24 protein-coding genes and 2 tRNA genes are annotated in these 25874 nt (G+C 72.6%); 9 read left to right on the plus strand and 17 right to left on the minus strand.

Translation table 11 applies throughout. The features are described from left to right. The first annotated feature begins 14 nt into the window (after positions 1-14). The 3 genes from AB0D74_RS17405 to AB0D74_RS17415 all read left to right on the plus strand — a co-directional run bounded on the left by AB0D74_RS17405 (position 15) and on the right by AB0D74_RS17415 (position 2991). Positions 15-620, plus strand: coding sequence for a lytic polysaccharide monooxygenase (locus AB0D74_RS17405; protein ID WP_362586656.1), 606 nt, complete (start codon positions 15-17; stop codon positions 618-620). Between the two features lie 129 nt (positions 621-749). Further along, on the plus strand, positions 750-1226 hold the full coding sequence (locus tag AB0D74_RS17410; protein ID WP_362586659.1) for a DUF3592 domain-containing protein: 477 nt from the start codon (positions 750-752) through the stop codon (positions 1224-1226). A gap of 109 nt (positions 1227-1335) precedes the next feature. After that, complete coding sequence (locus tag AB0D74_RS17415) at positions 1336-2991, plus strand: AMP-binding protein (RefSeq protein WP_362586662.1); 1656 nt, start codon at positions 1336-1338, stop codon at positions 2989-2991. Here the strand turns inward: AB0D74_RS17415 and AB0D74_RS17420 are convergent. From AB0D74_RS17420 to ehuB, 6 genes are all read right to left on the minus strand, one after another. Next, positions 2957-3030: transfer RNA gene (locus tag AB0D74_RS17420), tRNA-Lys, on the minus strand. The genes AB0D74_RS17415 and AB0D74_RS17420 overlap by 35 nt on opposite strands. Before the next feature lie 127 nt (positions 3031-3157). Then, positions 3158-3916, minus strand: coding sequence for an IclR family transcriptional regulator C-terminal domain-containing protein (locus tag AB0D74_RS17425; RefSeq protein ID WP_362586665.1), 759 nt, complete (start codon positions 3914-3916; stop codon positions 3158-3160). A gap of 280 nt (positions 3917-4196) precedes the next feature. Then, positions 4197-4979, minus strand: a complete 783-nt coding sequence (ehuA, locus tag AB0D74_RS17430) for an ectoine/hydroxyectoine ABC transporter ATP-binding protein EhuA (RefSeq protein ID WP_362586668.1) — start codon at positions 4977-4979, stop codon at positions 4197-4199. Next, positions 4969-5619, minus strand: a complete 651-nt coding sequence (gene ehuD, locus AB0D74_RS17435) for an ectoine/hydroxyectoine ABC transporter permease subunit EhuD (protein WP_362586671.1) — start codon at positions 5617-5619, stop codon at positions 4969-4971. Before ehuD ends, ehuA begins: the two co-directional genes overlap by 11 nt. Further along, positions 5616-6332 carry an ectoine/hydroxyectoine ABC transporter permease subunit EhuC gene (gene ehuC, locus AB0D74_RS17440; protein WP_362586674.1) on the minus strand — a complete coding sequence of 239 codons (717 nt, stop codon included), beginning with the start codon at positions 6330-6332 and terminating at the stop codon, positions 5616-5618. The genes ehuD and ehuC overlap by 4 nt, the downstream gene beginning before the upstream one ends. After that, entirely contained in the window at positions 6329-7267 is a 939-nt protein-coding gene (gene ehuB / locus AB0D74_RS17445) for an ectoine/hydroxyectoine ABC transporter substrate-binding protein EhuB (RefSeq protein ID WP_362586677.1), read from the minus strand. Before ehuB ends, ehuC begins: the two co-directional genes overlap by 4 nt. 47 nt (positions 7268-7314) lie before the next feature. On the opposite strand from ehuB, the gene AB0D74_RS17450 reads away from it, so the two are divergent. Continuing rightward, the gene (locus tag AB0D74_RS17450; protein WP_362586679.1) at positions 7315-7809 is read left to right on the plus strand and encodes a DUF3830 family protein; all 495 of its coding nucleotides are present in this window, start codon (positions 7315-7317) and stop codon (positions 7807-7809) included. Positions 7810-7876: 67 nt separating this feature from the next. On the opposite strand, the gene AB0D74_RS17455 is transcribed toward AB0D74_RS17450, so the two are convergent. Together AB0D74_RS17455 and AB0D74_RS17460 are read right to left on the minus strand one after the other, a co-directional pair. Beyond that, positions 7877-9283, minus strand: a complete 1407-nt coding sequence (locus tag AB0D74_RS17455; protein ID WP_362586682.1) for an amidase — start codon at positions 9281-9283, stop codon at positions 7877-7879. A gap of 14 nt (positions 9284-9297) precedes the next feature. Further along, positions 9298-10251: a D-2-hydroxyacid dehydrogenase gene (locus AB0D74_RS17460; RefSeq protein ID WP_362586685.1), complete on the minus strand. Its 954-nt coding sequence runs from the start codon at positions 10249-10251 to the stop codon at positions 9298-9300. Between the two features lie 193 nt (positions 10252-10444). On the opposite strand from AB0D74_RS17460, the gene AB0D74_RS17465 reads away from it, so the two are divergent. The 3 genes from AB0D74_RS17465 to AB0D74_RS17475 all read left to right on the plus strand — a co-directional run bounded on the left by AB0D74_RS17465 (position 10445) and on the right by AB0D74_RS17475 (position 13607). Next, positions 10445-11245, plus strand: a complete 801-nt coding sequence (locus tag AB0D74_RS17465; protein ID WP_362586688.1) for an aspartate/glutamate racemase family protein — start codon at positions 10445-10447, stop codon at positions 11243-11245. Next, positions 11242-11973: an aspartate/glutamate racemase family protein gene (locus AB0D74_RS17470; protein ID WP_362586691.1), complete on the plus strand. Its 732-nt coding sequence runs from the start codon at positions 11242-11244 to the stop codon at positions 11971-11973. Before AB0D74_RS17465 ends, AB0D74_RS17470 begins: the two co-directional genes overlap by 4 nt. Positions 11974-12509: 536 nt before the next feature. Next, positions 12510-13607, plus strand: a complete 1098-nt coding sequence (locus AB0D74_RS17475) for an LLM class flavin-dependent oxidoreductase (protein ID WP_362586693.1) — start codon at positions 12510-12512, stop codon at positions 13605-13607. Here AB0D74_RS17475 and AB0D74_RS17480 read toward each other — a convergent pair. Continuing rightward, positions 13577-15430, minus strand: coding sequence for an EAL domain-containing protein (locus AB0D74_RS17480; RefSeq protein WP_362586697.1), 1854 nt, complete (start codon positions 15428-15430; stop codon positions 13577-13579). The genes AB0D74_RS17475 and AB0D74_RS17480 overlap by 31 nt on opposite strands. 372 nt (positions 15431-15802) lie before the next feature. Between AB0D74_RS17480 and AB0D74_RS17485 the strand changes: the two genes are divergently transcribed. Further along, complete coding sequence (locus AB0D74_RS17485) at positions 15803-17017, plus strand: M6 family metalloprotease domain-containing protein (RefSeq protein WP_362586891.1); 1215 nt, start codon at positions 15803-15805, stop codon at positions 17015-17017. Positions 17018-17098: 81 nt separating this feature from the next. Here the strand turns inward: AB0D74_RS17485 and AB0D74_RS17490 are convergent. The 7 genes from AB0D74_RS17490 to AB0D74_RS17520 form a co-directional block, all read right to left on the minus strand. Then, positions 17099-17172, minus strand: a tRNA-Lys gene (locus AB0D74_RS17490). Continuing rightward, a complete protein-coding gene (locus AB0D74_RS17495) occupies positions 17163-17771 on the minus strand; it encodes a bifunctional DNA primase/polymerase (protein ID WP_362586700.1) in 609 nt (202 codons plus the stop codon). The genes AB0D74_RS17490 and AB0D74_RS17495 overlap by 10 nt, the downstream gene beginning before the upstream one ends. 105 nt (positions 17772-17876) lie before the next feature. Then, complete coding sequence (locus AB0D74_RS17500) at positions 17877-18239, minus strand: hypothetical protein (RefSeq protein WP_362586703.1); 363 nt, start codon at positions 18237-18239, stop codon at positions 17877-17879. 259 nt (positions 18240-18498) lie between these two features. Next, a complete protein-coding gene (locus tag AB0D74_RS17505; RefSeq protein WP_362586706.1) occupies positions 18499-19836 on the minus strand; it encodes an AAA family ATPase in 1338 nt (445 codons plus the stop codon). Beyond that, a complete protein-coding gene (locus AB0D74_RS17510; protein ID WP_362586709.1) occupies positions 19833-21422 on the minus strand; it encodes a hypothetical protein in 1590 nt (529 codons plus the stop codon). Before AB0D74_RS17510 ends, AB0D74_RS17505 begins: the two co-directional genes overlap by 4 nt. Further along, positions 21413-22630 (minus strand): hypothetical protein, encoded by a 1218-nt coding sequence (locus AB0D74_RS17515; RefSeq protein ID WP_362586712.1) that lies wholly within the window; start codon positions 22628-22630, stop codon positions 21413-21415. Before AB0D74_RS17515 ends, AB0D74_RS17510 begins: the two co-directional genes overlap by 10 nt. Continuing rightward, positions 22527-23480 (minus strand): phosphatase PAP2 family protein, encoded by a 954-nt coding sequence (locus tag AB0D74_RS17520; RefSeq protein WP_362586715.1) that lies wholly within the window; start codon positions 23478-23480, stop codon positions 22527-22529. Before AB0D74_RS17520 ends, AB0D74_RS17515 begins: the two co-directional genes overlap by 104 nt. 224 nt (positions 23481-23704) lie before the next feature. On the opposite strand from AB0D74_RS17520, the gene AB0D74_RS17525 reads away from it, so the two are divergent. After that, positions 23705-24301, plus strand: coding sequence for a histidine phosphatase family protein (locus tag AB0D74_RS17525; protein WP_362586717.1), 597 nt, complete (start codon positions 23705-23707; stop codon positions 24299-24301). A 94-nt stretch (positions 24302-24395) separates the two neighbouring features. Here AB0D74_RS17525 and AB0D74_RS17530 read toward each other — a convergent pair whose 3' ends face one another. Further along, entirely contained in the window at positions 24396-25874 is a 1479-nt protein-coding gene (locus tag AB0D74_RS17530; RefSeq protein ID WP_362586720.1) for a hypothetical protein, read from the minus strand.

Raw genomic sequence — 25874 nt, forward strand, 5'->3', positions numbered from 1 at the left:
CCAGGAGCGGCAGCATGCGTAAACGGACCAAGGTGTCGGCCGTCGTGCTCGGCGTGGCGACCGCCGGAGCCTTCGCGCTCTCCACCGGCGGCGCCAGCGGGCACGGCTACACCGACCTCCCCATCAGCCGGCAGAAGCTCTGTGCCAACGGCACGGTGACGAACTGCGGCGACATCCAGTACGAGCCGCAGAGCGTCGAGGGGCCGAAGGGCTTCCCGGCGGCCGGTCCCGCCGACGGCCAGCTCTGCAACGGCGGGCTGAGCAGGTTCGCGCAGCTCAGCTCGCCGAAGACCCCGTCGGGCGGCGCCTGGCCGACGACCAAGGTGACCGGCGGTCAGACGTACACGTTCCGCTGGCAGTTCACGGCGATGCACGCCACGACCGACTTCAAGTACTACGTCACCAAGCAGGGCTGGAACCAGAACCACGCCCTCGCCCGTTCGGACCTCAACACCACCCCGTTCCTCACCGTCCCCTACAACGGCCAGCGCCCGCCGGCCACCCTCAGCCACAGCGGCACCCTGCCGTCCGGGCTGAGCGGTCACCACGTGATCCTGGCGGTCTGGACGATCGCCGACACGGGCAACGCGTTCTACGCCTGCTCGGACGTCACGTTCTGACCTGCGTCGTTCGACAACCGGGTAACACCCGGCCGATCTGAGCTTCGCTTGAGGACCCGCCTCGGGCCGCGGGGGTACGTTCCCGCCACACCGGTCAGTCGGACCGGTGTTCGGAGGCGGGGGACCCTCATGGACCTGATGGAAGCGTTCTTCTACATCCTTCCCGGCATCTTCGTCGTCATCGGCGTGCTCGGGTTGGTCAGGACGTTGCGGCGGTCGAGCGAGATCAGCCGGACGTGGCGTCACGGGCGTACCGCCGAGGCGCGCTGTCTGCGGTCGTACACGAGGACCAGCGGCGGTGCGGGGGACACGTCCGTGACGACCACGCTGCACCATGTCTACGAGTTCACGACGGCCGAGGGGCGGGTCGTCCGCTTCGACGAGGCGAGCGGGCGGTCGACCGTGGTCGAGGGCGACTTCGTGACCGTGTACTACCTGCCGGAGCGTCCCGAGGGGGCGACGTCGCGACCGCCGGCGCAGGGGAAGCTGGCGGTGGGGACCGGGTGCACGGTGGCGTTCTTCGGGGTGTTCATCGGGTTCGCGCTGATGTTCATGGGAGTGGCGCACTTCTTCTTTTCGGCGGCGGACGGGATTGGTGCGCCGTGAGTGGGGCGATCGGCGGGTGGGGCGGTGCGGGTTTCGTCGTGGCTGGTCGCGCAGTTCCCCGCGCCCCTAGGGTGTTGATCTGACGGAGTGTCAATTAATCTGCTTCTCCATGGCCGTCGAGGGACGCACCGTCGCTGAAGCTGTTGCCGCCAGGTGGGGGGACCACCGGCCCGGGTTGTGGTTCGAGGAGCGGGTGCTGACGCATCACGACGTGGCCGCCGGGGCCGCTGCCCGGGCGGCGCTGTTCGACGATCTGCTTCCTGCGGGTGCCGTGCCGCATGTCGGGGTGCTGCTCGACAACACCCCCGAGTTTCCGCTCTGGTTGGGGGCCGCCGCGCTCGCCGGGGCTGCGGTGGCGGGGGTCAATCCGACTCGTCGGGGGGCCGAGCTGGCCCGGGACGTCCTGCACACCGAGTGCCCGGTGCTCGTCACCGAGCGGGCCCACCTGCCGCTGCTCGGCGGGCTCGAACTGCCCGGCGTCCGTGTCCTCGTGACCGACGGACCGGAGTACGGCGCCCTGCTCGCCCCCTACCTCGGCGCCGTACCGGACGCCTCCCGGGCCGCGCCCGGCGACCGGATCCTGCTCTACTTCACCTCCGGCTCCACCGGCGCCCCGAAGGCCGCCCTCTGCTCCCAGGGGCGGCTGGCCGCGGCCGGGCACTCGCTCGCCGGGCAGTTCGGGGTCCGCCCCGACGACGTGCACTACGTCTGCATGCCGATGTTCCACGGCAACGCTGTGATCGCCGACTGGGCGCCCGCGCTGGTGGCGGGCGCCGGGGTGGCGCTGCGGCGGCGGTTCTCGGCGTCCGGGTTCCTCTGCGACGTGCGGCGCTACCGGGCCACCTACTTCACCTATGTCGGGCGCGCGGTGCAGTACATACTCGCCACCGAGCCGCGCCCCGACGACCGGGACAACCCGCTGCGGCTCGGGTTCGGGACCGAGGCCGGGGCCGTGGACGCGGCGGCCTTCGCGGAGCGGTTCGGGGTGCGGCTGGTCGAGGGGTACGGGTCCTCGGAGGGCGGGGCGGCGATCCAGTGGTCGCCGGGGACGCCGGCCGGGGCGGTGGGGCGGGCGGCGCCGGGGCTCGTCGTGCTCGACCAGGAGTCGGGCCAGGAGTGCCCGCCGGCCGTCTTCGACTCCGGGGGACGGTTGCTGAACGGGGAGGCGGCGATAGGGGAGCTGGTGAACCGGGCGCCGAACCCGTTCGAGGGGTACTGGCGGAACACGGCGGCGGAGGCCGAGCGGCGCAGGGGAGGGTGGTACTGGACCGGGGATCTCTTCTACCGGGACACGGAGGGATACCTGTACTTCGCGGGGCGCACCGACGACCGGATCCGGGTCGACGGGGAGAACCTGGCCGCCGCGGTGATCGAGAACATCGTGGCCCGGTACGAGGGCGCGGAGGCCGTCGCCGTGTACGGGATCCCGGACCCGGTGACCGGGGACCAGGTGATGGCGACGGTCGCGGGCCGGTTCGACCCGCTGGACTTCGCCGAGTTCCTGCTGGCCCAGCCCGACCTGGGGACGAAGATGGCGCCCCGGTTCGTGCGGGTGGTGGAGCGGATGCCGGTGACGGCGACCAACAAGATCCAGCGGGCGGCCCTGCGCAAGGAGGGCGTGCGGTGCGCCGACCCGGTGTGGTGGCGACCGCCGGGGGAGCGGACGTACCGCCTGCTGACCCCGGAGGACGCCGAAGGGCCCCTCGTGTCCACGAGAGGCCCTTCTTCGGTGCGCCGCCAGGGACTCGAACCCCGGACCCGCTGATTAAGAGTCAGCTGCTCTAACCAACTGAGCTAGCGGCGCATGACTCTCGCCGACCGCTTGAGGTGTGTCTTCGCGGTGGGCGACGAAGAAAATACTACCTGGTCCGGCGGGGTGGTTCCGACCACGGCCGGCCCGGCCTCCGGACCGCCTGGATCGCCTGGACCGTCTAGATCGCCAGGGAGAGGAGCAGTGGAGCCGCGCCGCGGTTCAGGGTGTCGGCGGCCTGGCGGAGCCGGTGCGCGTGCTCGACCGGCAGGGACAGGGCCAGGCAGCCCACGGCCGACCCCGCGGTGATCGGCACCGCCGCGCACACCGTGCCGATGGCGTACTCCTGGAGGTCCAGGACGGGGACCGTCGGCGGCTGTGCCTCCAGCCGGGAGAGCAGCAGCTTGTCGCTGGTGATGGTGCGCGAGGTGAGGCGGGCCATCTTGTGCCGGGAGAGGTGGTCCCGGCGGGCGTTGTGGTCGAGCTGGGTGAGCAGGCTCTTGCCGATCGCGGTGGCGTGCGCGGAGGAGCGGAAGTCCACCCACTCGTTGACCGCGGGGGTGGCCGGGCCGTCCGCGTACTGGCCGATTCGCACCTCGCCGTCGACGTACCGGCTGAGGTAGACGGCGGCGCCGACCGAGTCGCGCAGCCGGTCGAGGGTCTGCTGGAGCTGCTCGCCGAGGGCCTGCTCCCGCTCGTGCGCGGAGCCGAGCCGGCGCAGGGTCTCCCCGGTCACGTAGGCGCCGTCGGCGACCTGCTCGACGTAGCCCTCACGGCGCAGCATGCGCAACAGCGTGGTCAGCCGCTCGGGGCCCAGGCCGGTCCTGCGGGCCAGTTCGGTGTCGGTGACCCCGGTGGCGTGCCCCGCCACCGTCTCCAGGACCCGAAGGGCGTCCTGGGCGGAGTGGTACGGGGCGGTCGGCTCGTGCATCAGCGCCACGGTGGTCCCCCTGCGCTCGCTCGGCGATACTGCTTCGGCAGCACTGCTTGGGCCGCGATCCGGACAGCGGATCCTCTCCACGATAACGGGCAAGCACCCGAAACGGAGGGGGTGTTGGCGAGATTCCGGTCCCCTCAACTGCGGAAAAGACCCTTTGGCATATGCCAGTGGAATGCCCCGGGGTCCGGTCGGCCCGCCGGACCTCGGGTGATCGAGCGTTCACTTCCTGTAGTCGTGGCACGGTGCGGGGAAACTTTTACGTTTCCGGCGGTGGAAATATCTACAGCACCGCGCCGAGGAACTCCCGGGTCCGCTCGTGCTCGGGGTCGCTGAAGATCCGCTCCGGCGGGCCCGCCTCGATGACCCGGCCCGAGTCGAACATCAGGACCTGGTCGGAGATGTCCCGGGCGAAGTTCATCTCGTGGGTCACGCAGAGCATGGTGATGTCGGTGGTGCGGGCGATGTCCCTGAGCAGGTCGAGGACGCCCGCGACCAGCTCCGGGTCGAGCGCCGAGGTCACCTCGTCGAGGAGCAGCACCTTCGGCCGCATGGCCAGCGCCCGGGCGATCGCGACGCGCTGCTGCTGGCCGCCGGAGAGCCGGGTCGGCCGCTCGTCGGCCTTGTCGGCGAGGCCCACCAGGTCGAGCAGCTCCCGGGCGCGGGTCTCCGCCTCCTCCTTGGACAGGCCGAGCACGGTCACCGGGGCCTCGGTGATGTTGCGCAGCACGCTCATGTTCGGGAACAGGTTGAACTGCTGGAACACCATCCCGATCTGCTTGCGGACCTCCCGCAGCTCCTTCTCGGACGCCGGGAAGAGCCGCTGCCCGTCGACGGTGATGGTGCCCTCGTCCGGCTTGGTCAGGGTCATCAGCAGCCTGAGGATCGTGGTCTTGCCGGAGCCGGAGGGCCCGATCAGCGTGACGTGCCGGCCCGGCTGCACGGCGAGGTCGAGCCCGTCGAGGACGGTGTTGTCCCCGAACCGCTTGGTCACCCCTTCGATACGGATCAGCTCGTCGGGCGTCGTACCGGTCGTATTCGGCTGTTTGCTGGTCTCAACGGACAAGGCGACGCTCCAGGGTGCGCAGGAGAAGGGAGGCGAGGTAGGAGATGACGATGAAGGCGACGCCGATCACCGTCACCGGCTCGGTGAACTGGAAGTGCTGCTGGGAGAAGAGCCGGGCCTGGCCGAGCATCTCCAGCACGGTGATCGACATCAGGATCGGCGTGTCCTTCAGCATCGAGATCACGTAGTTGCCGAGCGGCGGCACCACCCGGCGCAGCGCCTGCGGCAGGATGACCGCGGACCAGGTCCGCCGCGCCGGCAGGCTGAGCGCGGTGGCCGCCTCCCACTGCCCGGCCGGGACCGCCTCGATACCGGCCCGGTAGACCTGCATGGTGTACGTCGAGTAGTGCAGGCCGATCGCGAAGACCCCGGTGGTCAGCGCGGAGAACGTCAGCCCCCACTCGGGCAGCACGTAGAAGAGGAAGAACAGCTGCACCAGCAGCGGGGTGTTGCGCACGAACTCGGTCACCACCCCGACCGGCCAGCGCACCCACCGCGTGGGCGTCCGCATCAGCAGCGTCCACACCAGCCCCAGCGAGAACGAGATCAGCGAGCCGAGCGCCAGCGCCTCCAGGGTGACCCACAGGCCGTCCCAGAAGTGCGGCATGAACGCGCGTACGGCACTCCAGTCCCACGTCATGCGACACCACCGACCCCGGTCGTCTCCCTGCGCTTGCGCGCCCGCGCCTCGAGTTCGTTCCCCGGGCCCTTGCCGATCCCGGCCCGGAGCCGCTTCTCCAGACCGCGCATCAGCCGGGTGATCACGAACGCGATCACGAAGTAGATGAGCAGCAGGTACGTGTAGATGTGCGCGCTCTCCTGCAAGGCCAGCCGCACCAGGTTCCCGCTGAAGGCGAGGTCGCCCATGCCGGTGATGGACACCAGGGCGGTGCCCTTGAGCAGCTCCACGAGCAGGTTGCAGTAGGAGGGGATCATCTCCGGCACCGCCTGCGGGAGCAGGATCAGCCGCAGCCGCTGCCAGGGCGTGAAGCTCAGCGCGATCCCGCCCTCCTTCTGCGCCGGGTCGACCGCGTTCAGCGCCCCGCGCACGATCTCCGAGCCGTACGCGCCGTACGTCAGGCCGAGCGCGAGCGTCCCCGCCCACAGCGGCACCAGCTGCCAGCCGAAGGCGACCGGCAGCACGAAGAACACCCAGAAGATCATCACCAGCGCCGAGGTGCCGCGGAACACCTCGGTGTAGAGCCCGGCGAGGAACCGGACGATCCAGAGCCGGTGCGTGCGCGCCACTCCCACCACCAGCGCCACGGCCGTCATCAACAGCCCGCTGAGCACCAGGAGCTGGACGGTCGTCCAGACGCCCCTGAGTACGAGGTCCCACAGTCCGGAGGTCATCCGCTCTTTCCTCCCCCGCACAGCTCCTTCGCCGTCAGGTCGGTCATCTCGGCCCGGGTGAAGCCGAACGGCCGCAGGATCCGCAGCAGTTCGCCGCTCTGCTTCAGCTTGTGCAGCTCCGCGTTGAAGGCGTCCCGCAGCCGCGTCTCCGCCGACCGGAACGCGAACGCGCCGCCGTCGACATGCGGTTTGCCCTCCACGAGCGGCGCGAACGGCTTGGTCGCCTCGGCCTTGGCGGACTTCTTGACGACCTCGCGGACGGTGACCGCGGTCCCGGCGAACACGTCGACCCGCCCCGCCTCCACGGCGTTCAGCCCGGCGACCTGGTCGGGAACGATCAGGATGTCGCTCTCCTTGTACCCGGCCCCCACCGCGTACTCGATCTCCGCGTATCCCGTCCCCGTCGCGAACTTCGCCTTCTTCGAGACGACGTCCTGGTAGTCGTGCAGCCCCTTGGGGTTGCCCTTGCGCACGACGAACGAGTCGAGCATCTGGTAGTCCGGGTCGGCGAAGATCACTTGCTCGCAGCGGTCCGGGTTGACGTACATCCCGGCGGCCACGACGTCGAACTGCTGCGAGTTCAGCCCGGGTATCAGCGAACCGAACTCGGTCGGCACCGGCTGGACCCGGTCCACCCCGAGCCGCTTGAAGACCGCCTTCGCCAGCTCCGGCGCCTCACCGGTCAGGTGCCCGTCCTTGTCGATGTACCCGAAGGGGATCTCACCGGCGATGCCGAGCCGTACGACACCCTGGGCGCGCAGCCGTTGCAGCAGGTCACCGCCGTCGGTGCCGGCCGCGGTGGCCACGCGCGTGCAGCCGGCGGCGCCGAACGCGCCGAGTGCGCCGACCGCGGCGGCACCAGCGAGCACGGCCCGCCGACTGTGTCTGGATTCGTACCCTGATGTGTCTGATTCGTTCCCGTGTGGTGGAGCCATGGCGGCGCGGCTACCCGACCCCAACCGACTTATGCACCATGGAGGGCATGACCGAACGATTCATCGAAGTCTCGCTGGTCAGCCGCGGTGTCACCGCCAAGGCCCGGCTCCTGGACGACCGCGCGCCCGTCACCTGCGCCGCCGTCTGGGACGCCCTCCCGCTGTCCGGCGACGTCTACCACGCCAAGTACGCCCGTAACGAGATCTACGCGCTGTTCCCGCCATTCGCACCGACGGAGCCGCCCCTGGAGAACCCGACGGTCACGCCGATCCCCGGCGACCTCTGCTACTTCTCCTTCGCCGGCACGGAGTTGGGCACCGGGTCCTACGGCTACGACCGCGAGATGCGCCCCGGTACGACGGTGGTCGACCTGGCCCTCTTCTACGAACGCAACAACCTGCTGCTCAACGGGGACGTGGGATGGGTGCCCGGGATCGTGTGGGGCCAGGTGGTGGCAGGCCTGCCGGAGCTCGCCGAGGCCTGCAACGACCTGTGGCGCAACGGGGCGGCGGGGGAGCGACTGGAGTTCCGGGCCGTGTGAGTGGTCGCTGCTCCCCGTTCCTTCCGCCGCTCGTCCTGCCGGTTCTTCCTTTCCGCCGCGACGGCGCTTAAGCCACCACGGCGCTGTTCGGCGGTGCCGAGGCCACCCCTGCCTCGTACAGCGCATGCGCGGCGCGCAGGACCAGGGCGTCCTGGTGGCGGGCGGCCACGATCTGCAGGCCGATCGGCAGGCCGTCGGGGTCCGTCCCGACGGGGACCGTCGCCGCCGGCTGCTGGGTGAGGTTGAACGGGTAGGTGAAGGGGGTCCAGCCGGTCCAGCGCCGGTGACCGGCCCCCTTCGGCACCTCCGCCCCCGCCTCGAACGCCGTGAGCGGCAGGGTCGGCGTCACCAGCAGGTCGTACCGCTCGTGGAAGAGACCCATCCGGCGGCCCAGGTCCATCCGGACGTCCACCGCCGCGAGGTAGTCCAGCGCGGACAGGCGGGCACCGGCCCCGCGGATCTCCCGCAGCCCCGGGTCGAGTCGTGCCCGCTGCTCGGGGGAGAAGCGCTGGGTCAGCCGGGCCGCGCCCGCGAACCACAGCACGTGGAACGCCTCCACCGGGTCGCTGAAGTCGGGGTCGGCCTCCTCGACGTACGCGCCGAGTCCGGCGAGCCCCGCCACCGCCCGCCGTACCGCCGCGGCGACCGCCGGATGCACCGCGACCTGCCCGCCCAGCGAGGGGGAGAAGGCCACGCGCAGCCCGCGCACCCCCGCGGCGAGCGCGGTGGAGAAGGACCCCGGCGCCGGTCCGAGGGCCGACCAGTCCCGGGCGTCCGGGGCCCCGATCACGTCCAGCATCAGCGCCGCGTCCGCCGCGTCCCGGGTCATCGGGCCCACGTGCGACAACGTGCCGAAGGCGCTCGCGGGGTAGAGCGGCACGCGGCCGTACGTCGGTTTCAGGCCGAAGATCCCGCAGAACGCGGCCGGGATGCGGACGCTGCCGCCGCCGTCCGTGCCGAGGGAGAGCGGCCCGGCGCCCAGGGCGACGGCCGCCGCGCTGCCGCCGCTCGAACCGCCGGCGGTGCGCGAGGGGTCGTACGGGTTGCGGGTGATCCCGGAGAGCGGGGAGTCGGTCACGCCCTTCCAGCCGAACTCGGGGGTGGTGGTCTTCCCGACGAACACCGCGCCGTGCTCGCGCAGCCGGGCGACGGACGGCGCGTCCTCGTCCCAGGTCCCGGCCGCCGGGATCGTCGTCGAGCCGCGCAGGGTCGGGTGGCCGCGCATCAGGAGGATGTCCTTGACCGTCACCGGGACGCCGTCGAGCAGGCCCCGCGGCTCGCCCCGCCGCCACCGTTCCTCCGCCGCCCGCGCCTGCGCCAGGGCATCCTCCTCGGTGAGCCGGACGAAGGCGTTGACCTCCGGCTGGATCCTCGCCGCCCGTTCCAGGACCGCCCGGACCGCCGCCACCGGGCCGAACTCGCCCTTGCGGTAACCGTCGAGGAGCTGTCGGGCGGTGAGGTCGGTGAGCTGCATGGGGCCTCCCGGCGTCAGTGACCTGGCACGTATCCGCGCTTCTTGTCGACCACGTTCAGCAGAGATCTGCCCGCGGCCCACCGCTCGTACAACTCCACGAACTGGACGCCCAGTTCGTCCCGCCAGCCGACCGTGTCCCCGCTCATGTGGGGAGAGACCAGCAGACCCGGCACGTCCCACAGCAGGCTGTCGGCGGGCAGCGGCTCGGCCGTGAAGACGTCCAGGGCCGCGGCGGCGATCCAGCGCCGGGTCAGCGCCCGGACCAGCGCCTCCTCGTCGACCAGCCCGCCCCGGCCGACGTTGATGAAACAGGCCGACGGCTGCATCACGCCGAAGCGGTGCGCGTCGAACATGCCGTACGTCTGCTCGGTCAGCGGGGCGGCCGAGATCACCCAGTCCGCGCGGGACATCAGCCGGTCCAGGTCGTCCGGGCCGTGGATGCCGGTACGCGGGACGCGGCCGACCAGGGCCGTGGTGACGCCCAGCGCCTTCAGGGTGCGGACGATCGCCCGGCCGATCGGCCCGGTGCCGACCACGCACGCGCGCGTGCCGGCCACCCGGCGTGCCTCGCGGTGCCGCCAGGTCCGCTCCCGCTGGAGGTCGAGGGTCCGCGGCAGGTCCTTGGCGAGCGCCAGCACCAGCGCGGCCACGTACTCGGCGATGGGCGCGTCGAAGACCCCGCGCGCGTTGGTGACGACCGTGTCGGACGCGGCCAGCTCCGGGCACATCAGATGGTCGACGCCCGCGCTCGCCGTGTGCACCCAGCGCGGCCGGGGCCCCTCGCCGGGCCAGGCCTCGCGGACGGCGTGCGAGGCGAAGTCCCAGACCAGGAGGACGTCGGCCGCCGGCAGCCGGGCCGCCAGGCCCGCCACGTCCGTGTGCACGATCCGGGCACGGCCGGTGAGCCGGCCCAGCCGCGGCGGCGGGTCGGCGTCGAGGACCAGCAGCGTGGGCACAGGCGGCGTCATGCGGTACTCATACAGGGCTCATACGGTGCTCATTCGGGGCGGTCTCCCGGTGTCCGACAGCGTCTGACATGGGCGTACGCAACGTCTCGGATGCGCGGATTGACCACGCTGGCACCCGAACCTACCTTCGTCAACACGGGCGTATCCGTCGACCGTTGCCCCTCGATCGCCAACATGAGGCCGGTGACTTCCCATGGACGTCTCCTTTCTGGGCGGACCTCGCCCCCAGCGCGGCATCGGCGTCGTGGCGCCCTTCGACTTCGCGCTCGACCGCGAGCTGTGGCGCTGGGTGCCGGACGAGGTCTCCCTGCACCTGACCAGGACACCGTTCGTGCCGGTCGAGGTCGGCCTGGACCTGGCCCGGCTGGTCAGCGAGCACGAGACCCTCGGCGAGGCGGTACGGGCGCTGACCGCGGTCGCGCCCGAGGTCGTCGCCTACGCCTGCACCTCCGGCAGTTTCGTCGGCGGCATCGCGGGCGAGCGCGCGATGTGCGAGGCGATGACCCGGTCCGGTGCCGTGCCGTCCCTGACCACCTCCGGGGCGCTGCTGGCCGCACTGACCGAGCTGGGCGTACGACGCCTCGCGCTGGTCACGCCGTACACCGTCTCGGTGACCCGGGTCCTGGAGGAGTACGTCGCGGAGGCGGGCGTACGGGTGGCCGGCTGCGCGTTCATGGGGCTGACCCGGCACATCTGGCAGGTGCCGTACCGGGACGTGGTCGCCATGGCCCGGCAGGCGGTACGGCCCGGGGCCGCCGACGCCCTCTTCATCTCCTGCACCAACCTGCCCACCTACGACGTCATCCCCCAGCTGGAGGCCGAGCTGCGCATCCCCGTCCTGTCCGCCAACCAGGTCACGATGTGGGCGGCGCTGCGCAGGCTGGGTACCCGAGCGGTGGGCCCCTATCAGGCGCTGATCCGTCATCCGGACGACTCGGCGCCGGGACACGGGTGGCCCGCACTGCCGGAAGAACAGCAGGAAGGGTGGACATGACAGCGCTCGGAATCCTCTACCCGGGGCACTCCGCGGAGGACGACTACCCGCGCATCGAACAGCTCCTCGGCAGCGACATCCGATTGGACGTGGTCCACACCGACATCGGCGAGGACGCGCACCGGGTGGACGCGCTGCGCGAGATGGGAGCCGGGGAACGGCTGGCCGCCGGGGTGGCCGAGCTGCGGCTCGCGGGCGCGGACGCGGTGGTGTGGGCGTGCACCAGCGGCAGCTTCGTGTACGGCTGGGAGGGCGCCCGGCAGCAGGTCCGCGAGCTGGCCCTGGCGGCCGGGATGCCGGCGTCGTCCACGTCCTTCGCGTTCGTGCACGCGGCGCGGGAGCTCGGGGTACGGCGGGTGGCGGTCGGCGCGACCTACCCCGACGACGTGGCGTCCCTCTTCGCCGACTTCCTTCGGGCCGGGGGCCTGGAGGTCACCGGGGTCCGCTCCTCGGGGATCGTCACGGCGGCGGAGGTGGGGACGTGGGGGGAGGAGGACGTCCTGACCCTGGCCCGGGCGGCCGACGTCTCCGACGCGGAGGCGGTGCTTCTTCCCGACACGGCACTGCACACGGCCGCACACGTGTCCCTCCTGGAGAAGGCCCTGTCCAAGCCGGTGCTCACGGCGAACCAGGCCACCGTCTGGGAGGGCCTGCGCCTCGCCGACCGCCGAGTGAACGCCCCGTCCCTCGGCACCCTCTTCACCCGCGAACCCATCATCCAGGCCTGACCAACCAGGGGACTCCGCCCCCCTCGCCCACCCACCACCCGACTCGGCCAACCAAGAAGCGAGCAGTCCACCTCGGCGGACCGGAACGTGAGGGGGCGGTGGATCGGAAGGTGGGCGGCGTCTCGGTTGGCTGGAGGTGAGGGGGCGTTTCGGTGGGTCGGAAGGTCAGGGGGCGTCTCGGCTGGTCGGAATGTGAGGAGGACGTCTCGGTCGGTCGGAACGTGAGGGAGGTGTTTCGGCCGGTTGAAAGGTGAGGGGGCGGCTCGGTTGGTCGGGGCGTGGAGCGGGTGTCGCGGTCGAGTGAAGGGCGGGGCCTCCTGATGCCGGGTGGTGCGGCCGACCAAGGGGCGCGGGGAACTGCGCGACCAGCCCCCACTCGGCCGCAGTGGTCACACGGCAGCAAGCGCGGGATGAACGCGACCAGCCCCCCACTCGGCCGCAGTGGCCGCACGGCAGCAAGCGCAGGAATAAACGGAGACCTCCTCCTGTTATCGGCCGACAGCACAGCTCACGGCGAAAAACAGGAGGCCCACACCGTGTCGGCAGACGAGATCCGGGGCATTACGCACGGGACCGCCCCCGTCCCCCTCTCCGTACTGGACCTGGTGACCGTCGGCACCGGCAGTACCGCCACCGACGCCCTGCGCACCAGCGCCTCACTCGCGCGGCTCACCGAAGCCCGCGGCTTCCACCGGTACTGGGTCGCCGAGCACCACTCGATGCCGGGCGTGGCCTCCTCCTCACCCGCGGTGATCCTCGCCAACCTCGCCGCCCACACCGACCGCATCCGGCTCGGCTCGGGCGGCGTCATGCTGCCCAACCACGCGCCGCTCGTGATCGCGGAACAGTTCGGGACGCTGGAGGCGCTGGCCCCGGGCCGGGTCGACCTGGGCCTCGGACGGGCCCCGGGCACCGACGGGGCCACCGCCGCCGCCCTGCGCCGCACCCAGACCCTCAACGAGGGCGCCGACGACTTCCCGCAGCAGCTCGCCGAGCTGACCCGGTTCCTGGACGACGACTTCCCGGACGGGCACCCGTACCGGAGGATCCACGCCATCCCCGGGCCGGTCCAGGCCACCGCCGCCGGCGGTGTGCAGTCGCCGCACCGGCCGCCGGTCTGGCTGCTCGGCTCCTCCGGGTTCAGCGCCCGCCTCGCCGGCATGCTCGGGCTGCCCTTCGCCTTCGCGCACCACTTCTCCGCGCAGAACACGATCCCGGCCCTCGACCTGTACCGCGAGTCCTTCAGCCCGTCCGCCGTCCTCGACGAGCCCTACGCCCTCATCGGCGTCTCCGTCCTCGCCGTGGACGAGGAGCGCGAGGCGCGCCGCCAGGTGCGGGCCGGCGCGGTGAACATGCTGCGGCTGCGCACCGGGCGGCCCGGCCTGTTCCCGGACCCGGACGACGTCGAGCAGCACGAGTTCTCCCCGATGGAGGAGGAGTTCGTGCACTCCTGGACCGCCAACATCGTGCACGGCACCGCCGACGAGGTCCGCGCGGGCCTCGACGACCTGCAGAAGCGCACCGGCGCCGACGAGCTGATGCTCACCACCCACGCCCACCGCGGCGAGCTGCGCCTGCGCTCCTACGAACTGGTCGCCGACGCCTACGGTTTGCCGACCGGGGTGTCCGCGTAGGTCCGGGTGTCCAGCAGCTCGGAGATACGATCCGCCGTCACCGGCCGGGAGTAGAGCCACCCCTGGCCGGTGTCGCAGCCGATGTGACGCAGCCGGGACGCCTGCGCGGAGGTCTCGACGCACTCGGCGGTGACGGTGAGGCCGAGGCGGTGGGCCAGCTGGATCATCGCCTCGACGACGACCTCGTCGGCCGGGTTCGGACGGTCGCCCGGGTCGTCGTACTGGAAGCCGCGGACGAAGGAACCGTCCAGCTTGAGGACGGAGACCGGCAGGCGGCTGAGGTAGGCGAGGTTCGAGTAACCGGTGCCGAAGTCGTCGATGGCGATGCGCACCCCCATGTCGCTGAGCGCCTGGAGGGCCTGGAGCGGGCGGCCCGCCGAGCCCATGACCGCCGACTCGGTCAGCTCCAGCTGGAGCAGATGCGGGGCCAGGCCGGTCTCGGCCAGCGTCTCCGCCACGTCCGCGACCAGGTCCGAGTCCCAGACCTGGCGGACCGCGACGTTGACGCTGACGAAGATCGGCGGCTCGCCGGGGTGGTCCAGCTGCCAGCGGCGGGCCTGCCGGCAGGCGGTGGTCAGGGCCCAGCGGCCGAGCGGGACGATCGAGCCGTCCTCCTCCGCCAGTCCGATGAACCGATTCGGCGTCAGTGTGCCGAACTCCGGGTGGTGCCAGCGGACCAGGGCCTCGACCCCGTTCAGCCGCCCGTCCCCCATGCCGACCAGCGGTTGGTACTCCAGTACGAACTCGCCGCGTTCGATGGCCGGTCGGAGGGTGGAGGAGAGCGCCTGCCGGGTCACCAGGTGGGCGTTGCGCTCCGGGTCGAAGAGCGTCCAGCGGGACTTGCCGTCGGCCTTCGCCCAGTAGAGCGTCGTGTCGGCGGCCTGCATCAGGCCGGTCGCGGTGGTGCCGGCCGCGTGCCGCTCCACCACCCCGATCGACGCCGACAGCGACAGCCGCTGGCCGGCCAGGTCGAACGGCGCCTGGAGGGCGGCGAGCGCGGACTCCGCGAGGTCGGCCAGCTGCTCGGTGCCCGTCGAGTCCTCGACCAGCAGGGCGAACTCGTCGCCGCCGAGCCGGGCCACCAGCGGCGCTCCGGCCCGCGCGAAGCCGGCCTCGTCGGCGACCCGGGTCAGCCGCTCGGCGACGGCGGCAAGCAGCCGGTCGCCGATCCGGTGGCCGAGGGTGTCGTTGACCGCCTTGAAGCCGTCGAGGTCCAGGTAGCACAGGCCGATCCGGCCGGTGCCGCTCTGCTCGTACGACTCCGCCTCCAGCGCCGCCGACAGCCGCTCGAAGAACAGCGTCCGGTTGGGCAGCCGGGTCACCGGGTCGTGCATCTGCAAGTGCCGTAGCCGGGCCTGGAGTTCGCGGCGGTCGCTGATGTCGGAGACCGAGATCAGCACGCCCGGCGCGGTCCTGGCCAGCGGGGCGATGGTGACCTGGACCCAGACGGAGTGCCCGTCAGGGTGCTTCAGCCGGCGGGTGCAGCGCAGCTTGGCCTGCCGGCCGCGCAGGACCTCGCGGTAGGCGTGCCAGGTACGGGCGTCGGAGGCCAGGTCCACCAGGTCCGCCGCGATCCGCCCGGGCAGCCCGGCCTGGTCGGCGCCGATCAGGGTGGCGAACGCCTCGTTGGCGGCGGCGACCAGCCCTTCGCGGTCGACCACCGCCATGGGCAGGGCGGCAGCCGCGAAGACGTGCTCGTAGGTCGCCGGTTCTGTCTTCTGCTCTGTCTTCTCGTACGACTTCCGGTAGGTGTTGTCACTCTCTGTGACGGCGGACCGGTCGAGGTCTGCCGCGGGCGTCGGCCCTTCGGACGTTCCGCTCACCGCTCGCTCCCGCAGTGCACTCGATCTCTGTCCGTGCAGGAAAGTGTGCCGATCATAGAGGCTGGCCCGAGGGCCTTCCAGCCACTGTCCAGTGTCCCCGATGAACCGGTGATTCTGACAGATCGTTTCTGCCCGCACCTGGACGGGTTCTTGAGTCGTACGACCACTTGTGACGTTCCGTTAGCGTCCCGGGGTGTCGGCCGTTCGGGTCTCCCCGCGCTGAGCAGGTGGTTCCTCACCCTTCTGGTTCAGATAAACAGGTCATAAGGTGACAAACTCACACAGGCTGGGTGCGGTGTCCCGCGAACCGCCCCCGGAGGTCCTTCCGTGCCGCGTCTCCTGCTGCGCAGTTCCGCCGCCGTGTTCACCACGATGTCGGCGCTCGTCGCGACGACGATCCTGACCGGGCCGTCGTCCGCGGAGCCGTTCTCCACGGCCCCCTGTGCCCTGCACCGCACCGACGCGCACCACTCCGAGGGCGTCGACACCTGGAACCCCGACTACACCCGCCCCACCCATCCGCTTTCGGCCGTGATGGTGTTCCTCTCCTTCCCGGACGCGACCCCGCAGACCACGCCCGCGGAGCTCGCCGCCGACCACTTCCCGGCCACCAGCCGCTACTACGAGCAGGCCTCCTACGGGAAGTTCACCATCCACCCGCACCCGCTCACCCACTGGCTGCGGATGCCCCGGCCGTCGGTCGCGTACGGCATAAGACGCGACTGGAGCGTCCCGCTGCGGGCCGCCTACCTGCGGGACGCGTTCGCCGCGGCCGATCCCGAGGTCGACTTCTCGCGCTACGACATCGTCTACCTGGTGGCCGACCCGGACGCGCCCGGCGTCGACTCCGACGCCACGAAGGTGGTCAACCTCGACACCCCGCTGCACGTGGACGGCACCGACGTCCGCCGGGTCGTCACGGTCTTCGAGAAGCATCCGCCGGACCGGCTGGTTCTCGCCCATGAGACCGGGCACGTCTTCGACCTCCCCGACCTCTACCACCGCCCGGTGGACGGCAAGGGCGACTGGGACACCTATGTCGGCGACTGGGATCTGATGGGCAGCCAGTTCGGGCTCTCCCCGGACCTGTTCGCCTGGCACAAGTGGAAGCTCGGATGGCTGGATCCGCGCCAGGTGGTGTGCGTCCGGGGGACCGCGCCGACCCGGCTGACCCTGGAACCGCTCTCCGCCGGTCCCGGCGGGTCCGCGCAGGGTGCCGCGGGCGCCCCGGCCTTCGGGCTCGGCGACGGCACCAAGCTGGCGGTGGTGCGTACCGGGCCCGACGCCGTGCTGGCCTTCGAGGCGCGCGGCGCGTCCGGCAACGACAGCGCGGCCTGCCGGCAGGGCATCCTCGTCTACCGGGTCCGCGACGAGACGGCGTCCGGCGGCGGCCCGGTCGAGGTGATCGACGCCCATCCGCGCACCGAGGCCTGCTGGGAGAACTCGGTCTACCCGCCGCTGGCCGACGCCCCGGTCGCCCTCGGCGAGAGCTTCACCGTGCCCGGGGACGGCGTGCGGGTGGCGGTGGAGGGGCGGACGGAGTCCGGCGCCTGGAATGTGAAGATCACACCGGTGAGGCCGGACTGAACCCTGCCGGACCCGGCCGGAACCCGCCGGGGAAAAGCCGAAGGCCAAGCTCACAGGAGCTTGGCCCTCACCTACTTCGCGTGCGCCGCCAGGGACTCGAACCCCGGACCCGCTGATTAAGAGTCAGCTGCTCTAACCAACTGAGCTAGCGGCGCCTGCTGACGTCGTAGACCTTAGCATCCTGATCGGCGGGAGGAAAAATCGATATGCGGACGGTCGAGCGGGCCGCGCGGACGGCCGCCCAGAGCAGGATCTCCGGGCCGGGAAGCCACGGGTGCCGGGTGTCGGGGGCGACCAGCCAGCGGGTGCCGGCCGGGGCGGGGGAGGGGCCGGTGCCCGGCGCCGGGACGGTCACCGCGTCGCCGGTGCCGTGGCACAGCAGCGGCGGTACGGCCTCGCCACGGCCGCCCCACTCCTCCCAGCCCAGCAGCGACGGCAGCCGGGCGGCGGTGCCGGGGGCGGCGAACAGGAGCATCCGGCCCCGGAACACCGCGACCGGCCCGGAGCCCGGCCCCTCGTCCCACAGCCGGTCCAGCATGCGCCGGCCGAAGATCGCCGGGGTGTTCACCACGTCGAACACGGTCCCGCAGGGCAGGACGACCGGGGCGTCCGGCCGCTCCTCCCAGTGCGCGAGCGTGCTCCGCGGATACGTTCCTGCGGAGGCCAGCCAGGCGGCCCCGTCGGAGGTGACCCCGGCCGCGTCGCCGAGGTCGCCGAGGTCACCGGGAAAGGTCTCGTACGGTGTGCGGCTCATGAGGAATTGATACCCCTCGTGAACACCCGCTCGCCGTCGGTTGCGGAAAACCCGGACAGGACGGAACGGAGAGGCGTATCTTGCCCACCCGGCATATGCCACCCGCTAGATCTGCTCGGGCCCCTGCCCTTCCCTCCCCCGCAGCAGATCCCGGCCGAACTCGACCATCTTCTTCGCGTAGTCCTCGGTCCACTCGGCCCGCTCGGCGATGTCGGCCGGGGTCAGACGGTCGAAGCGGCGCGGGTCGGCGAGCTGGGCGGCGGCCATCGCCTGGAACTCCACCGCCCGGTCGGTGGCCACCCGGAACGCCTGGGCCAGCTCCGTCGCACGGGCCAGCAGCGCCCCGGGGTCGTCGACCGACTCCAGGCCGAAGAAGTGCTCGGGGTCGGCGACCGCTTCCACAGGCTCGAAGAGCAGGGGCGCGGGGCGTAGCCGCGGTTCGTTCCGACGCGGCGTGGGCTCCGCCATGTCTGGTCCTCCTCGTACGGTGTCGATGACTACGGTCCGATGACCACCGCCCATTGTCCCGCGCCCGCGCAAGGGGACCCTAAGGCCGGTGGCTGACTCTGCGCTCGTCCGCTCAAGACCGCCACGCCACCCGGTGCTCCGCCGGATGCGCCAGTACCGCGTGGTTCGCCTCCCAGCCGTCGGGGGCTGTGACCGTTGGCCGCCTCCGGCGGCGTGCCGGACTCCGTCCGGCGGGTGGGGGTGCCGGTGACGGTGTCCGTCACGGCCGCCAGGTCACCCGGTGCTCGGCCAGATGCGCCAGTACCGCGTGGTTCGCCTCCCAGCCGTCGGGGAACTTCACGAGGGTTCCGAGCTGGACCGGTTCCGTGGACGGGTAGTCGTCCAGGAGGTCGGTCACGCCGGCGCGGCAGATCATGATGCAGGCGTGGCGGTGGCGGGAGGCGAGGACGCAGAGGCGGCCCGTCTCCAGGTGGAAGGCGGTGGCGTCGGGGCGGCCGGAGAGCGGGTGGAGGACGACCGTCACGTCGTACTCCCGGCCCTGGAGGCGGTTCGCGGTGTCGACGGTGACGTCCGCCGCACCCAGCTCCGCCAGGGCCGCGCGGACCGCCGCCGCCTGGTCGCGGTGGGCGGTGCCGACGGCGATCCGGTCGGCGGTGAGCGGGGCGGGGTCGGGGGAGCGTTCCGAGAGGGCCGAGCCGCCGCGGTCGAGCAGGCGCCGTACCACCGTCGCCACCGCGCGGACCGCCTCCGGGTCGGTGCGCGGGGTGTGCCGGGCGGGCAGCTCCAGCAGGCCCCAGCCGGACTCGGCCGCCTCGTCGATCACCCGGTCGGGGCCCGAGCCGTCGGAGGGGACGGCGAAGGCGAGGCGCCGGTCGCCGTGGCCGGTGCCGCTGCGGAACGGGGTGTACGGGTAGAACGCGCCGGAGACCAGGGGGGCCGCGGACGCGGGCAGGCGCCAGGAGACCGGGAGGCGGTGCTGGGGCAGGCCCGGGTTGTGGGCGAGGAGCGTGGAGACGGCGGAGGCCGACGGGTCGTACGACAGCCCCGCCCACTGCTCGCTGCCCACGATCGCGAACGGGTCCAGCTGGCCGGGGTCGCCCACGAACAGCGCCCGTTCGAACAGGCCGGCCACGGCGAGCAGGGAGTCGGAGCGCATCTGGTACGCCTCGTCGACGATCGCGTGCCGCCAGGGCTCGTCCACCTTCACGTGCGCCCACTTCGCGGCGGTGGAGAGCACGACCTGGGTCTCCCTGAGGTCGGCCGCCTTCGCCGACTTGCGGACGCTCGGCAGGTCGTCCAGCGCCTTGTCGTACGGGTCGGCGTCACTGCTGTGCAGGCGGCCGACGGGCAGCTCCGGGTTCTTCTCGGCGAGCCGCAGGACCAGGTCGTCGACCTGCGCGTTCGTCTGCGCGACCACCATCAGCGGGCGCCCGGCGTCGGCGAGTTCGAGCGCCGCCCGCACCACCAGCGTGGACTTGCCGGCGCCCGGCGGGGAGTCCACGACCACACCCCGGTCGGTGCCGTGCAGGGTGTCGCGCAGGATCGCGGCGGTGGCCTCGGCCGCGGCCGTGCCGGGATCGAAGTCCGTGGTCGTCACAGCACGTCCTCCGCGGTCACGGCGTCGGCCGCCTCGGGGGCGGCCTGGCCCGGCGGTCCGCCGTGCGTCCACGGCGTGTCCTCCGGGTCGGGCAGCTTCGCCCCACCGCGCTGCTCGTGTTCGAACAGGGTGAAGAGGAGCCGGTCGCCCTTCTCCGGCACCGAACCGGGTTCGGGTTCCTTGCCGCGGCCCATCTTGTCCAGGACACGCAGCACCAGGACCCCCTCCGCCTCGTACCCCACGAACTCCGTCGACTGCGGCTTGCCGCCCAGCGAGCGGTACGCCTTGGCGCGCTCGCCCAGCTGCGGCCGGTCCTCCGTGCGCACGGTCAGCAGCGGGCGCGGGCTGGGCCGCTTGCCCTCGCTGTACGCCATGACGACATCGAGGACCTCCCCGGCGAACGCCTCCCCGGACAGCCGCCGCCCCGCCATCACCAGCGGGTCGTCGAGGGCCTCCTGGGCGTCCAGGCGGGCCTGCTCGCGCTCGCGCGTGGCCAGCTTGTTGGCGGCGGTGACCGCATCGTCGCGGCGCGGCTGCGGGGGCTCGCCCGCCAGGACGCGGTCCCGGTGGCCGGTGAACGACCAGCGGTCGCGCGTCCACCGCTCCTCGGCCCGGGCGCCCTCCGGCAGCCCGCGCAGCAGGTCCAGGCCCTGCCAGACCGCGTCCCAGGTGGGCCGGGTACGGCTCTCGACCAGGGCGCGGATCTCCCGCTCGGCGGCGGTGAGGATCACCAGCCGGTCGTCGGCCTGGAGACCGTCCTCGGCCTCCGCGAGGGCGGTACGGGCCCGGTCGTAGCGCTCGAAGGCGGGGGCCAGCAGCCTGTTGTCGAAGGCCGGGTCGGTGGCGGGCCCGGCCGGCGGGCACAGCAACTGCCCGTCGCCGTCCCGCGCCAGCTCGGCCACCCGCGCGGCCTCCGAGCCCGTGCTCCCCTCCGGCGGGGCGATCCAGGCGAGCAGCGCGCCCAGGTGCTGGTCCTCGATGCCGGACTGGCCGGTGGCCCAGTGCCGGGACAGCAGGTCCGTCATGGCGAGCAGCAGGGAGGAGCCGGGGACCCGGGCCCGCTCGCCGAAGTGCGTGAGCCAGCGGCCGAGCAACGGCACCCGGGGCGGCGCCGGGTAGGGCGCCTCCGGGTCCTGCTCCGCCGTGCGCCGGAACCGCATCGACCGCCCCAGCAGCCGTACGTACTCGACGCCCGCACGGCCCGGGACGATCAGCTGGGGGGCGTCCGCGCAGAGTTCGACCTCGACCTTGACCCGCTTGCCGGTCTCCGGGTCGGTCTCGGTGCGCTCGGCCGCCTCGACGGAGTCCGCGTAGGAGTCCAGGTAGGGCAGGACGACGTCGGCGAGCTGGGCGAGGAACGCGAACCGCAGGTCGCGGTCGCGCGGCTGGGGCACGGCCAGCAGCCGCGGGGCGTCCCGGTCGGTGCCGACCAGCGCGCCGAGCGGGGCACCGGCCTCACCGGCGGTGGTGAGCGGGACGAAGACCAGCGGGCGGTCGGAGAGGTGCCGGTGGCGGACGGTCGCGGCGGGCTGCGCGCTGCCCGAGCTCACGGCTTCCAGGCGGGCGAGGGTGGTGATCAGGGACACACGGCCCCCTGGACGCCGAGGCCGACACCGGCACTGACACCGACACCGGCGCTCAGCGCTTCGGCTCGCAGGGTCGCCGCCCGGCGCAGGGCCGCGACCGCGGGGTCGGCCGGGTCGCCGCTCTCGCCGCGCGCCGCCGACAGCACCTCCTCGACGGTGCTCAGTCCGCCCAGCTCGGCGCGGGCCGCGCGGCCCAGCGCGGTCACCTCGTCGGCCGCGCGGGACCGCTGCCGGCAGTGGAAGGCCAGCTCGCAGGCGGACAGGCACTCGGGCGCGTACGTCGCGGGGACCGCGTCCACGGCCGCCGTGAGCTGCTCCGCCGGCAGGTCCGGGGCGAAGCAGGTGCCCGCCGGGAGGGCGTCGGCGATGTCCTGGACGCGGGTGAGCCGGGCCAGCTGGCGGGCGGTGACCGCGCGCTGCTTGCGGACGTCCACGGCCGCGGCGGTCGGCAGGTTGGCGAAGTCCTTGGGGCAGACCAGCAGCACGTCGTGGCGGACGCGCGGGGCCGGGGTGAGCCGGGCCGCGACCTCCTCAAGGGCCAGCACGTACACCGCGGCCTGCCGGGCGGCGGCGCCCACCTTCGCCGGGTCGGCGGAGCCGTCCAGCATCGGGAACGACTTGATCTCCACGACCGTCCAGCTGCCGTCCGGGTGCACGACCACCGCGTCGGGCTCCAGGAACGCGGGCGAGCCGGCCACCTCGAGGGCCAGCATCGGATGGTCGAACAGCGCCCAGCCGCCGGCCGCCACGGCCTCCCGCAGCGCCAGCGCCGTACGGGCCGTACGCCCCTCGGGTCCGATCGCGGTCAGGTCCGGCACGGCGGCCCGCTCGGCGGGCTCGGCGCCCGGGTCGAGGTGGGTGCGCACCAGCCGCAGCAGCTCGGCACCGCCGTCCGCCTTCACCTTCGCCTCGAAGGCGTTGCCCCGGGTCAGCGCGAACTGCGACTGGCCGAAGGCCGAGGGCGAGCCGAGGGCGCCGGCCAGCGCGGTCTTGTCCACCCCGGCGCCGTCCAGGAGCGCCCGCCGTCTGCACCCGGGGTTCGCGGCGAGCGCCGCGAGGGCACGCGCGTCGAGTGCCTTGGCCGGGACGGCGGGGCCGCGCAGCTCAGCGAGCCGGTGCCGGAGCGCCGTCCCCCGCGTCTGTGGGGGAAGCGTCCGGTTCGGCTGCGGCGGCGAGCCGGGACTCGCGCTGCGATGGGATTCGCTCACCCGCCGAAGTCTGGCATCCGCCACTGACAATCGGGGAACCTGCGCCGTCCGAGCGGGCTGCGACGAGGGAGACGCCCGAGGTGATCCGCACCCTGACCATGTCCGCGACCCGCATCACCCGCGGCGCCAGCAGGTAGCCCACGCCCATCACGAACACACCCGCGACCGCGTCCAGGAAGTAGTGGTTGGCGGTGCCCATGACCACGATCGCGGTCAGCAGCGGGTAGGCCACGCCGAGCACCTTGGTCAGGCGGTTGCCGCCGTGGCGCCAGAGCATCACCCCGCACCACAGCGCCCAGCCGCAGTGCAGGCTCGGCATCGCCGCGTACTGGTTGGTCATGCCGCCCAGGCCGCGCGGGGCGCTGGCGTCGCCGCCCCACCAGCCGTACGAGCTGTACTGGGCCATGGTGTCGACGAACCCGTACTTCAGGTCCAGCAGCCGGGGCGGGCAGGTGGGCAGCAGGGTGAAGCCGATGAGGCCGATGAACGTGGACGTCATCAGCCAGGTGCGGGCCCGCCGGTAGACCTCGGCGCGCTTGCGGAACAGGAAGACCAGGATCACCGGGGTGACCAGGTAGTGCAGCGAGGCGTACCAGAAGTCCGCGGGTATGCCGAGCCACGCCTCCCGTGTGAACAGGCGGTTGAGCGGGTGCTCGGCGTTGAGGTGCAGGGCCTTCTCGATGCGCAGGATCGCCAGGCCGTGGTCGACGGCGGTGGCGGTGTTCCCGCGCGCGAGCAGGCGGCCGGCCGTGTAGCAGCCGTACACCAGCAGGATCAGCGGCAGCTCGGTCCACCAGCGCAACCGGGTTCGCGCAGCCACCTCGGTGCCCGGTTTCTCGGTCTGCGGCATCCGACTGCCTCCCCCTTCTCGTCCCCGTCCGCGCGGCACCCGGCGGGCCGACCGTGACACTTTACGTTGCGCGTCATCCCGCCCATGCGGGGCGCTCAGCACTCAAAGACGCGGAGAGCGCGCGGCGGGTTGCCCGCCCTCCCGGGCTGTTCCCTGCGCGTTTCCAGCCTGGGCGATGATGGAGGTGTCCCGCTTCCGAATTTCTCCCGAAAGGTTCTCCCCCCATGGCACCGCGCATCCTGCTGGCCCGGCACGGACAGACGGAGTGGTCACTGTCCGGCAAGCACACCGGCAGGACCGACGTACCGCTCCTGGAGGAGGGCCGGCGGGGTGCCAAGCTGCTCGGCGAGCGCCTGCACCGGCCGCCGTTCGACGGTCTCGCTGACGCCGAGATACGCACCAGCCCGCTGGCACGCGCGCGTGAGACCTGCGAACTCGCCGGGTTCGGCGAGCGTGCCGAGCCGTGGGACACGCTGATGGAGTGGGACTACGGGGCGTACGAGGGCCTGACCCCGGCGGAGATCTCGTCCGTCCGCCCCGGCTGGCTGATCTGGCGGGACGGCGTCCCCGGGGGCGAGACCCTGGCGGAGGTCACCGCGCGGGCCGACGAGGCCGTGGCCTGGGCGCGGTCGGCCGACCGCGACGTCCTGATCTTCGCCCACGGGCACATTCTGCGGTCGATCGGGGCGCGGTGGCTCGGGCTGCCGCTGGACTTCGCGTCCCGCATCCGGCTGAACCCGACGTCACTGTCCGTGCTGGGGTGGGCCTACGGGGAGCCGGCGATCGAGAGCTGGAACGACTTGGGGCACCTGGGCGGGTGACGTGACTGCAGCGCCCTGTAAGGGGCGCGGGGAACTGCGCGACCAGCCCCCACTCACCCGCAGCCGGACGACTACGGACGTACCCCTGTCGGCCCTACACACCCCTTGGCGTGGACGCGTGGCGGTCCAGGAACTCCTGGACCCCGCTCGCCCGCCGGTGCGGCAGCAGCACCCGGGCCGTGCCCGCGAGCATCCCCTGGATCCGGGACGACTGGACCTGGTCCAGCAGGTCCAGGACCCGCATGCCCGCCGTCGCCGCCTCGTCCGGCCGCCCCCCGCGCGCGAGGTCGTCCGCGAGCTCCGCCGTGTACAGCGCGATGTTCCTCGTGAAGTGCGGGTCCTGCAGCTCGGCGGCCCGGTGCGCGTGCCGCGCGGCCCGGCGCCAGTCGCCCAGCATGGACCAGCACTGCGCCTCCAGGCCCTCCAGCTCGGCCTCTCCGTAGAAGCTCATCCACTCGGGGTCGGCGTCCGAGTGGCCCCGCTCGAAGAGGGCCTGTGCGCGGGCCAGCGCCTGTTCGGTGCCGGTGCGGTCGGCGAGCCCCGCCCAGCCGCCCGCCTCACGCAGGGCGAGCAGGGACATGAGGCGGGCCGAGCCCAGCGGCCGGCCGACGCGCTGCGCGGCCTGGGCCGCCCGTACCGCCTCCCGGGGCCGCCCGGCGTCCCGCGCCAGGAACGCCGTGTTGCAGAAGGCGTGCGCCTCCAGCCCGGCGTCCCCGGTCATCCGGGCCGTCGCCAGCGCCTCCGCGTAGTGCGAGCGGGCGTCGTCGAAGCGGCCGGAGTCATGGGCCAGCCAGCCCACCGAGATGGCCAGTTCGCCGGCGCCCGAGTGCAGCCGCTCGGCGGTCGTCTGCCGGGTCGCGCCCGCGTCAAGGAGCGCGTACGCCGCGCGCAGCGGAGCCGCCGCGCGCCGGTAAAGACCGTCCGCGCCGTGCCGGTCGTCCAGCAGCCGGATCCGGCGTACGGCCTCCTCCAGGGCGGTCGCGTGCGAGGACCCGGGACGGCGGACCGGCCGGTCCGCCGCCACGGCGTCGATGGTGAACCCGAGCGGGCCCAGCGTGGCGGCGGCCACGGTGGCGCCCCCGCCGGTCATGAATAGGCGACGCAGCACGTCGCTCTCCTCGTAGTTGTCGTGCGTCTCGTACGGGTCCTGCGGGTTCCGCACCTCGTGCGGATCATGCGGGTCGTGCGGGTGGTAGTGGTCCTGCGGGTCATACGGCTCGACGGCCCCTTGCGTCTCACCGGGGGCGAGAACCAGGGGCACGTCCTCCGGCGGCCGTGCGGTCCGTCCGCGGACGGACGAGCGGGGCGCGAAACCGAGGTCGGCGAGCGTGCGGCCGGGGAACATGTGCAGGAACACCCGTTCGTAGGCGTAGTTGGGGCAGCGGATCTCACCCGCCTCGACCCGGCCGATGTAGCGAGCGTCACAGCTCACCCGCTCGCCGATCTCGCGGGCGGCACGCCGTACCAGCGCGGCGAACTCGGCCGGTGAGTGCCGGCCGCGTACCTGCCGGAAGGCGACGTTCGGCCGTACCGGCCGATCGGGCTGCGACGAGGTCGTGGTTGACGACGCCAT

Source organism: Streptomyces sp. NPDC048278 (assembly GCF_040652195.1).
Classification (GTDB): domain Bacteria; phylum Actinomycetota; class Actinomycetes; order Streptomycetales; family Streptomycetaceae; genus Streptomyces.